Raw genomic sequence first — 8451 nt, 5'->3', positions numbered from 1 at the left:
ACGTTGAGTGTGGGGTTTTGTCCCGCGCTCGGCAACGGACCTGTTGTCGGTGGGGCGACCAGTGTGTCGTACGACCGAAATGACCGATGCCGGTGTCATGATGGCGAGCGACTGGGTGGGAGGAGGGGTGCCGATGCGGATGGCCGCCCTGCGCAGGAAACACGGGTTGCAGTCCGGTGTCACCGGCATCGCGCGGCTTGATCGGCGGACGAAGCGGTTGATTCCGCGGTTGGCTCGCGGTGATGTGGCGATTATCGACCATGTCGACCTGGATCAGGTGGCCGCCGAGGCGATCGTGGCCGCGGGGGTGTTCGCGGTGGTCAATGTGGCGCCGAGTATTTCCGGGCGATATCCCAATCTTGGGCCGCGGGTGATCGTGAACGCCGGCATCCCGCTGCTTGACCAGGTGGGCGAAGAGGTCTTCGAGCGGCTGCGGGACGGCCAGGCCGTCCGGGTCGACGGGTCTCAGGTGTGGCTGGGCGACGAGGTGATCGCCAGCGGCCAGGTGCAGGACCTGGAGACGGTGGCCGCGGCGATGCTGGCGGCCCGCGACGGGCTTTCGGTGCAGCTGGAGGCATTCGCCGCCAACGCCACCGAGTATTTGCGCTCTGAGCAGGAGTTGCTGCTGGACGGGGTGGGCATTCCCCTGGTCCGTACGCCGATCGAGGGCCGGCACTGCCTGGTGGTCGTACGCGGCTACCGGTATCGCGAGGACCTGGCGGCCCTCGGGCCGTACATCCGGGAGCGCAAGCCGGTGCTGATTGGCGTCGACAGTGGCGCCGACGCCCTCATCGAGGCCGGGTACGCGCCGGACCTGATCGTCGGCGATATGGACGCGGTCGGGGACGAGGCGCTGCGATGTGGCGCGGAAGTCGTCGTACAGGCGTATCCGGACGGGCGCGCTCCGGGCCTGTCGCGAGCGCAGGATCTTGGCATCGACGCGGTGACCTTCCCGGCCGCCGCCACCAGCGAGGACATCGCGTTGTTGCTCGCGGACGAGCGGGGCGCGTCGCTGATCGTCACGGTCGGCATGCAGTCCAACCTGGGGGAGTTCCTCGACCAGGGCCGCTCCGGGATGGCGTCCGGTTTCCTGACCCGGCTGCGGGTCGGCACCAAAATGGTGGACGCCAAGGGAGTCGCGCAGCTTTACCGGCAGACAATCTCCGGCCGCTCGATCGCGTTGCTCGCGGTGCTCACCGTGCTCGCGATGGCCGGCGCGGTCGCCGTCTCGACGGTCGGCCAGGGATGGCTGCAACTGCTCGCCGAAAACTGGGAGAACGTCGTCTTCGCCCTGCAAAGGCTGATCTCGTGATCAATTTCCGCTATCACATCGTCTCGGTCATGTCCGTGCTGCTCGCGGTCGCCGCCGGGTTGCTGCTGGGTACGTTCGCGTTGAACGGCTCGTGGGCCGGCAACGCCCAGGGCGCCAACCTGCGGCAGAGCAACCAGGGCCTTCGGTCCCAGGTCGGTGAGCTGCAGCAACAGGCCAGCGGGCGGGACAAGTTCGTCCAGCAGATCGCGCCAACACTGGTCGGCAAGAAGCTGACCGGCCACAGCGTGTTGGTGGTCGGCGCGCCCGGCGCCACCGCCGCCGACCGGGCCGCGGTGGCCAAGATGCTGACCGCCGCCGGCGCGACCGTGTCCGGGGACATCGCCTTCACCGACGCGTTCGTCGACCCGACCCGCAACAACGACGAGGTGGACCTCGCCCAGCGGTTGCTGCCACTGACCGTGAAGGGCCTGCCGAACAACTCCAACGGCGCGGAGACCTCGGCGGCTCTGATCGCGCGGGTTTTCGCTGACGGCAAGGAAAACGTCAACGACGCTAACCGGACCGCGATCCTTGCCGGCTACGGCCAGTTGAAGTTGCTGACCGCCGACGCGGCCGCGGTGAACGCGGCGCAGGCCGTGGTGATCGTGGCCGGCAAGCCGGCCGAGGGTCAGGACGCGACGAAGAAGAACGCTGGCGTGCTGACGCTCGTACGGCAGTTCCGGTCGGCGTTCGGCGCGGCCGTACTCGCCGGCACCACCACCGTCGGCACCGGCAATGTCGTGGCGGCCGTACGAGCCGACAAAGCCCTCGCGGCCACCCTGTCGACTGTCGACGGTGTGAGTACGGCCGAGAGCCAGGTCGCCACCGCGCTGGCCGTCGCCGAGCAGTTCAACCACAAGACCGGCCACTACGGCACCGCTCCCGGTGCCACCTCCGCCCTCCCCGCCTGATGCCGAATGTAACGAAACGGCGCGCAAAACGGACAAATCCGCGCTGTTTCGTTACATTCGGCGAGCGAGAGAGCGACACGCCAGGGTGTCTCGGGGCACTCTGGCAAGCGCCGGTAGCCAGCCGGGTGTTACGGTGAACTCCCGTGGACGTGCGGGTCATCGGACCCGCCCTCGATCACGGGGAGCCTCACGTGGCCCTGTCCTCTTGGACAAAAGATCAACCGACCAAACACGTTTTCGTGACCGGTGGGGTCGCATCCTCGCTGGGTAAGGGTCTCACCGCCTCCAGTCTGGGCAATCTGCTCACCGCCCGCGGTCTGCGCGTGGTGATGCAGAAACTCGACCCGTACCTGAACGTCGACCCCGGCACGATGAACCCGTTCCAGCATGGCGAGGTCTTCGTCACCGAGGACGGCGCCGAGACCGACCTGGACATCGGGCATTACGAGCGGTTCCTGGACACCAACCTGCACGGCTCGGCCAACGTCACCACCGGCCAGGTCTACAGCCAGGTGATCGCGAAGGAGCGCCGCGGCGAATACCTGGGCGACACGGTCCAGGTCATCCCGCACATCACCAACGAGATCAAGGAGCGGGTCCGGGCGATGGCCACCCGCGACCCCGAGCGCCCGGACGTGGTGATCACCGAGGTCGGCGGCACGGTCGGCGACATCGAGTCGCTGCCGTTCCTGGAGTCGATCCGGCAGGTACGCCACGATGTCGGCCGGGACAACGTCTTCTTCCTGCATGTCTCGCTGCTGCCGTATCTGGCGCCCAGCGGGGAGCTGAAGACCAAGCCGACGCAGCACTCGGTGGCGGCGCTGCGCAGCATCGGCATCCAGCCGGACGCGATCGTGTGCCGCTCGGACCGGGAGATCCCCAACTCCCTGAAGCGCAAGATCTCGCTGATGTGTGACGTGGACGCGGACGCGGTGGTGTCCGCGCCGGACGCCCCGAGCATCTACGACATCCCCAAGGTGCTGCACGCCGAAGGCCTCGACGCGTACGTCGTACGCCGGCTCGGCCTGCCCTTTCGTGATGTCGACTGGACCCGCTGGGATGACTTGCTGCAACGGGTCCATAAGCCCCAGCAGACGGTGACGGTGGCGCTGGTCGGGAAGTATGTCGACCTGCCGGACGCCTACCTGTCAGTGACCGAGGCGCTCCGGGCCGGCGGCTTCGCCAACCACGCGCGGGTGGACATCCGCTGGGTCGGTTCCGATGACTGCCAGAGCGCGTCCGGCGCGGCTGCCGCGCTCGCCGGCGTGGACGGCGTACTGATCCCCGGCGGTTTCGGCGTCCGGGGCATCGAAGGCAAGGTGGGTGCGATCGCGCACGCCCGGCGGGCCAACATCCCGGTGCTCGGGTTGTGTCTTGGCCTGCAGTGCATGGTGATCGAGGTGGCCCGCGGCCTCGCCGGCCTGGACGGCGCCAACTCGGCCGAGTTCGACCCGACCGCGGCGCACCCGGTGATCGCCACCATGGCCGACCAGGAAGACGTCGTCGCGGGCGAGCGGGACATGGGCGGCACGATGCGTCTCGGCGCGTACCCGGCCGAGCTGCTGCCCGGCAGCATCACGGCGCAGGCGTACGAGACGACGACCGTCTCCGAGCGACATCGGCACCGGTACGAGGTCAACAACGCCTACCGCGACCGGCTGACCGCGGCCGGGATGGTGTTCTCCGGGCTGTCGCCGGACGGCCGACTGGTCGAGTTCGGCGAGCTGCCCAGGGACGTACACCCGTTCTTCGTGGGCACCCAGGCGCACCCGGAGTTCAAGTCCCGGCCGACCCGGTCGCATCCGCTGTTCCGGGCGTTCGTCGCGGCCGCGGTGGATTACTCGGAGGCGGCCCGGTTGCCGGTCGAGTTAGTCGACCCGCCGGCCAAGCCCGAGTCGGACCTGCGCACCCGCAACCACTCGCACGCCGGCTCGGTGAGCTGACGTGGCGGACGTTTTCTCGGTCGTCTCCAGCCAGGAGCAGTTCCGCGGCCCGATCATGACGGTGGTCAGTGACGAGGTGGTGATGCCGGCCGGCGACACCCACCGGCGCGACTACATGGTCCACCTGGGTGCCGTCGGTGCGGTCGCCGTCGACGAGCAGGACCGGGTCGTGCTGGTCCGGCAATATCGCCATCCCGTACGCCAGGACCTCTGGGAGCTGCCCGCCGGCCTGCTGGACGTCGACGGCGAGCCAGCCGTCCAGACCGCTGCCCGCGAGTTGGCCGAGGAGGCTGACCTCAAAGCCGGCCGCTGGGACGTACTGGCCGACGTGCTCACCACGCCCGGCTGCAGCAACGAGGCGATCCGGCTTTTCCTGGCCCGAGATTTGGCGGCCACCGGTGAGAAATTCGACCGGGTTGGCGAGGAAGCCCTGATGACGGTTCAGCGAGTGCCGCTGGACGAGGCTGTTTCCTGGGTTTTCTCAGGAGAAGTACGCAACGCCGCCGCCTGCATCGGCATCCTCGCCGCGGCCCGCGCCCGCGACACCGGCTACTCGGGCCTGCGTCCCGCCGACGCTCCCTGGTCGGACCGGCCTGGCCGCTGATCCAGCGTTTCGCCTCGTTCGTCCTCAACTAATACCGAAAGGGCTGGCCTCGCCACGCTTTCGCGTACGGCGGGCCAGCCTCAGCTCTAGGCGGCGACGGTAAACGTGGTCGCGGCAACGGTTGGGGGAAAGTCAGGCTGCGGGCATCAGCAGCGCGCCGACCGCCGTTGGTTCAGGAATGGGATCGCCGTCCTCGCGCATGCCGTCCAAATGGATGGCGATGGCTTCGCCCATCAGCCGTACGCACTCTTCGTAGTCACGGGATGCGGCGACGCAGCCGAGCAGATCCGGGCTCCAAGCGCCGTAGCCACCGGCGTCGTCGCGTAGCACAATGACGACATATCCGCTCATCAAAGCCTCCTTTTCAAGCCTGCTTGACATAGGATGCTCCTCTCGACGTCCGGGTGCAATGTGTCACTCGGTTTCCCCGCGATGGTCGTGCAGCCGGCCTTGTCCGCGTGTCTGAACTGCCGGTGACTTCCTTTTGTTCTGGCCAGATACCAGCCGTCGGCTTCGATCAGCTTGATCATCTCACGGACCTTCCTGGGCACTGTGCCACCTGCCCTTCGGGACGGGCAGGATCTTCGGGACGCGCGGTGTTGTTCGCATGCCGAGGACGCTAGGAAGGGCCACCGACAAAAATGAGCCTCACCGACTGTCGGGTCGCCGACAGCCGGTGAGGCGTGAGAATTTCGCGGGGTTAGTGGAAAGAGCCGAGCCAGGCGATGTGGTCGTTCGGTCGGTGGCTCGGCACCACCGGGTGGAAGTTGGCGGCGCTGTTGATGTCGCCGTCGCCGTTGTACTGCGTTTCCACTGGGTAGTTGTAGATCGGCCTTGTGCGTACGACCGTGTTGCCGTTGCGCATGGTCGCGGTCACCTCGGTCGGGGCGACGCCGTGCTCGACCCACGAGACGATCGGGTCGACCAGGTTGATTGCGTCCGGGGCGTCGCCGCCACCGCAGTGGGCGACCTGCGGAAGCATGAACAGTCGGGAAAATCGTTGCACGGCAGCGTATCCGCCCATCCGGTCCTCGACCGCCTGCCGGTACGCGAGGGTGCCCTGCGGCGGGATCGCCGAGTCGGCCCAGCCGTGCCACACGATGAGTTTGCCGCCGGCGTTACGGAAAGCCGACAGGTCGGGACTCTGGGCCGCGTAAATCTGGTTCAACGGCTGCTGTGCGGTGAATGACCGGTCGTCGAAAGTGGTGTCCTTCAACGTAAAAGAGGCTGGTGGGTTCTTCAGGTATGCCATGTATTTCAGGTAGTTCTCGCCGAACTGGTACGCCAGCGCCGGGTCGATGACACCTGGCACCGCGACTTCCCAGCCGAGCCACGCGAGCTCGGAGCCGGGCTCCAGGGCGCCGGGGTAGAGCCGGACACCGCGCGGGTCACGTACCCCGTCGTAGAACTTCGTGACCGTGCTGACCTGCGCTGGGGTGAGGCAGTCGACCCGATCGACGCCGGTCGGGCAGGCCACCGTGGCCGGGTGGAAGTGGCAGTCGCGAGGGTCGCTGATCTGGCCGTCGACCAGCCCGTCGAGCGCGTCGCAGGCGGCCAGCACCGCCTTGTGCAGCGGCGCCAGTTTCTCCTGTCCGAGGATCTGCTTGCCATTGGCGTCCCGGTTGGCGAGCGCCACGTACGGCGCGGCCTCGCCGACCAGGCCCGACCAGATGTTCGCCGGGGCGCCGGCGATGATGCCGTTGAAGTCGTACGGGAACCGCTGTGCCTCCACCAGGGCCTGCCGGCCACCGTTGGAGCAGCTGTCGAAGTACGAGTATTTTGGCCCCTGGCCGTAGAAAGTTTTGATGACTCGCTTGGCCACCACGGACATCACATGCTCGGACCGGAAGCCGAAGTCGATCTTGGCCTGCGGGTTGTTGGCGGCCCAACTGCCGTCCGTGTTGGTGACGCCGGTGTGTCCGGTGTCGTCGGAGGCCATCACGTACTCACCGTTGTTGACCGGCGCGCAGCCGTCCGCGGCGATGACCCCGATGCCGACCGCGCCGCACAGGCCGCCGCACCCGGTCTGCATATACCGCTGCGTCCAGGTCTTGGTCGGCAGCTGGATCTCGAAGGTGATGTGCGGCGCGATCACGCCCCTCACGTCGCAGTATTCGTACCCCTGCGCCGCGGTGGCCACCACCGCGGACGACACCGTGGTCGCCGCGCCCGGGAGGTGCCGGAAGTCGACGCCGGGCAGTGCGCCGCAGGCGATTTTCGGTGAAACGGCTGACGATCCGGCCGGCGCGAGGGCGCCGCTGGCTGGCGCGGCGCTGATCGCCACCGTGGTCACCAGGCCGACGGCGAGCGCGACCACCCGGCGCCAGCCCACATCCTGCAGTCTTCCCCGCACCGCGGCCTCCTCTGGGCAGTTGACTGGATCGGAGATCACCCTATGCCCAGAAGTTGGGTGTTCAAGCGCGGAGATGGGCCTCGTTTTGTCGGGCGTACGGGGAGAGTCGTACCGGGTCGCTATGCTGCCGGTCAGGTCGGGGGACATCAGGAGTCGGAGGGGTGGCATGACCCCAGCGGCGGCGGTCACGGACGCCGAGCGGGCCGTGCGCGGCTATCTCGACCATCTGGCGGTCGAGCGGGGCCTCGCCGCGAACACCCTCAGTTCGTACCGGCGCGATCTCGGCCGCTACCTCCAAGCCCTGGAAGCGGCGGGGGTCTCGTCGCTGGCGGACGTCAGTGGCGGGCATGTCAGCGAGTTCCTGGCCCAGCTCCGGGAAGGCGACGAAGAGCATCAGCCGCTGTCGTCGGCGTCGGCGGCGCGGGCGGTGATCGCGGTGCGGGGACTGCATCGGTTCGCGCATCGGGAGGGTCTGACCGCCGACGATCCGGCCCGGGACGTACACCCGCCGGCGCCGCCGCGGCGGCTGCCCAAGGCGATCCCGCTGTCCGATGTGGAGCTGCTGCTCGCGGCTTCCAGCAGTGGCGATCATCCGCGGTCGATCCGGGATCGAGCGCTGCTGGAGGTCTTGTACGGGACCGGCGCGCGGATTTCCGAGGCGGTGGGGCTCGCGATCGATGACCTGGTGGTGGAGCCGGCGACGCAGGGGCAGCCGCGCAGCGGGTCGGTGGTGTTGCATGGCAAGGGCGGCAAGACGCGGATCGTGCCGGTCGGGTCGTATGCGCTGCGGGCCGTCGACGACTACCTCGTACGAGCGCGGCCCGCCCTCGCGCAGGCCGGCCGCGGCACCCCCAAGCTTTTCCTGAACGGGCGCGGCGGGCCGCTGTCCCGGCAGAGCGCGTGGACGATCCTGCGGGCGGCCGCCCAGAAGGCGCAGCTGGACGTACCGGTGTCGCCGCACACCCTCCGGCACTCGTTCGCCACCCACCTGCTGGACGGCGGCGCGGACGTACGAGTGGTGCAGGAGCTGTTGGGACACGCGTCGGTGACGACAACGCAGGTCTACACCTTGATAACGGTGGACAGATTGCGTGAGGTGTATGCCACAGCCCATCCCAGAGCGCGGGATTAACGAGGTTGTCTGTCACAGTTTTTCGTGATAAATGGCCTGTTTACGACCCGACGTCCGATTGTCCGTCCACATGTTCGAAGGCCGTTCCCGACACGCCGCGAGCCATCCCCGGCCGGCGGTGCTGGCGGCCTTAGAGTCGACATGTCGCCGCACTTCCCCCGACTTCGTCGCGGTGAACGCCAGAATGTAGGCCTTA

At 68.0% G+C, this 8451-nt stretch carries 8 protein-coding genes; 5 read left to right on the top strand and 3 right to left on the bottom strand.

Going from position 1 to position 8451, the window contains the following annotated elements:
* Positions 1-49 precede the first annotated feature (49 nt).
* From steA to ABD301_RS22300, 4 genes are all read left to right on the top strand, one after another.
* Positions 50-1312: a putative cytokinetic ring protein SteA gene (gene steA / locus ABD301_RS22315; protein ID WP_344312315.1), complete on the top strand. Its 1263-nt coding sequence runs from the start codon at positions 50-52 to the stop codon at positions 1310-1312.
* On the top strand, positions 1309-2223 hold the full coding sequence (locus ABD301_RS22310; RefSeq protein ID WP_344312313.1) for a copper transporter: 915 nt from the start codon (positions 1309-1311) through the stop codon (positions 2221-2223). The genes steA and ABD301_RS22310 overlap by 4 nt, the downstream gene beginning before the upstream one ends.
* 191 nt (positions 2224-2414) lie before the next feature.
* On the top strand, positions 2415-4166 hold the full coding sequence (pyrG, locus tag ABD301_RS22305; protein WP_344312312.1) for a CTP synthase: 1752 nt from the start codon (positions 2415-2417) through the stop codon (positions 4164-4166).
* 1 nt (position 4167) lies between these two features.
* A complete protein-coding gene (locus tag ABD301_RS22300) occupies positions 4168-4770 on the top strand; it encodes an NUDIX domain-containing protein (protein WP_344312309.1) in 603 nt (200 codons plus the stop codon).
* Positions 4771-4902: 132 nt separating this feature from the next.
* Here the strand turns inward: ABD301_RS22300 and ABD301_RS22295 are convergent, their stop codons facing one another.
* The 3 genes from ABD301_RS22295 to ABD301_RS22290 form a co-directional block, all read right to left on the bottom strand.
* On the bottom strand, positions 4903-5151 hold the full coding sequence (locus ABD301_RS22295; RefSeq protein ID WP_344312308.1) for a type II toxin-antitoxin system HicB family antitoxin: 249 nt from the start codon (positions 5149-5151) through the stop codon (positions 4903-4905).
* The gene (locus ABD301_RS42505; RefSeq protein WP_163573429.1) at positions 5121-5300 is read right to left on the bottom strand and encodes a type II toxin-antitoxin system HicA family toxin; all 180 of its coding nucleotides are present in this window, start codon (positions 5298-5300) and stop codon (positions 5121-5123) included. Before ABD301_RS42505 ends, ABD301_RS22295 begins: the two co-directional genes overlap by 31 nt.
* Positions 5301-5470: 170 nt before the next feature.
* Positions 5471-7123 (bottom strand): tannase/feruloyl esterase family alpha/beta hydrolase, encoded by a 1653-nt coding sequence (locus ABD301_RS22290; protein WP_344312307.1) that lies wholly within the window; start codon positions 7121-7123, stop codon positions 5471-5473.
* A 166-nt stretch (positions 7124-7289) separates the two neighbouring features.
* On the opposite strand from ABD301_RS22290, the gene ABD301_RS22285 reads away from it, so the two are divergent.
* Entirely contained in the window at positions 7290-8255 is a 966-nt protein-coding gene (locus tag ABD301_RS22285; RefSeq protein WP_344312305.1) for a site-specific tyrosine recombinase XerD, read from the top strand.
* Positions 8256-8451 lie beyond the last annotated feature (196 nt).

Origin of the sequence: Fodinicola feengrottensis, from assembly GCF_039530045.1 — a bacterium.
Lineage (GTDB): Bacteria > Actinomycetota > Actinomycetes > Mycobacteriales > HKI-0501 > Fodinicola > Fodinicola feengrottensis.
The sequence above is the reverse complement of the archived record's forward strand: the minus strand, read 5'-3'. Positions and strand labels throughout refer to the sequence as shown.

Excerpts from the sequence above, each read along its gene's own strand:
- ABD301_RS22295 (WP_344312308.1), bottom strand. The coding sequence starts at position 5,151 with ATGTCAAGCAGGCTTGAAAAGGAGGCTTTGATGAGCGGATATGTCGTC.
- ABD301_RS42505 (WP_163573429.1), bottom strand. The coding sequence starts at position 5,300 with ATGATCAAGCTGATCGAAGCCGACGGCTGGTATCTGGCCAGAACAAAA.
- ABD301_RS22285 (WP_344312305.1), top strand. The coding sequence starts at position 7,290 with ATGACCCCAGCGGCGGCGGTCACGGACGCCGAGCGGGCCGTGCGCGGC.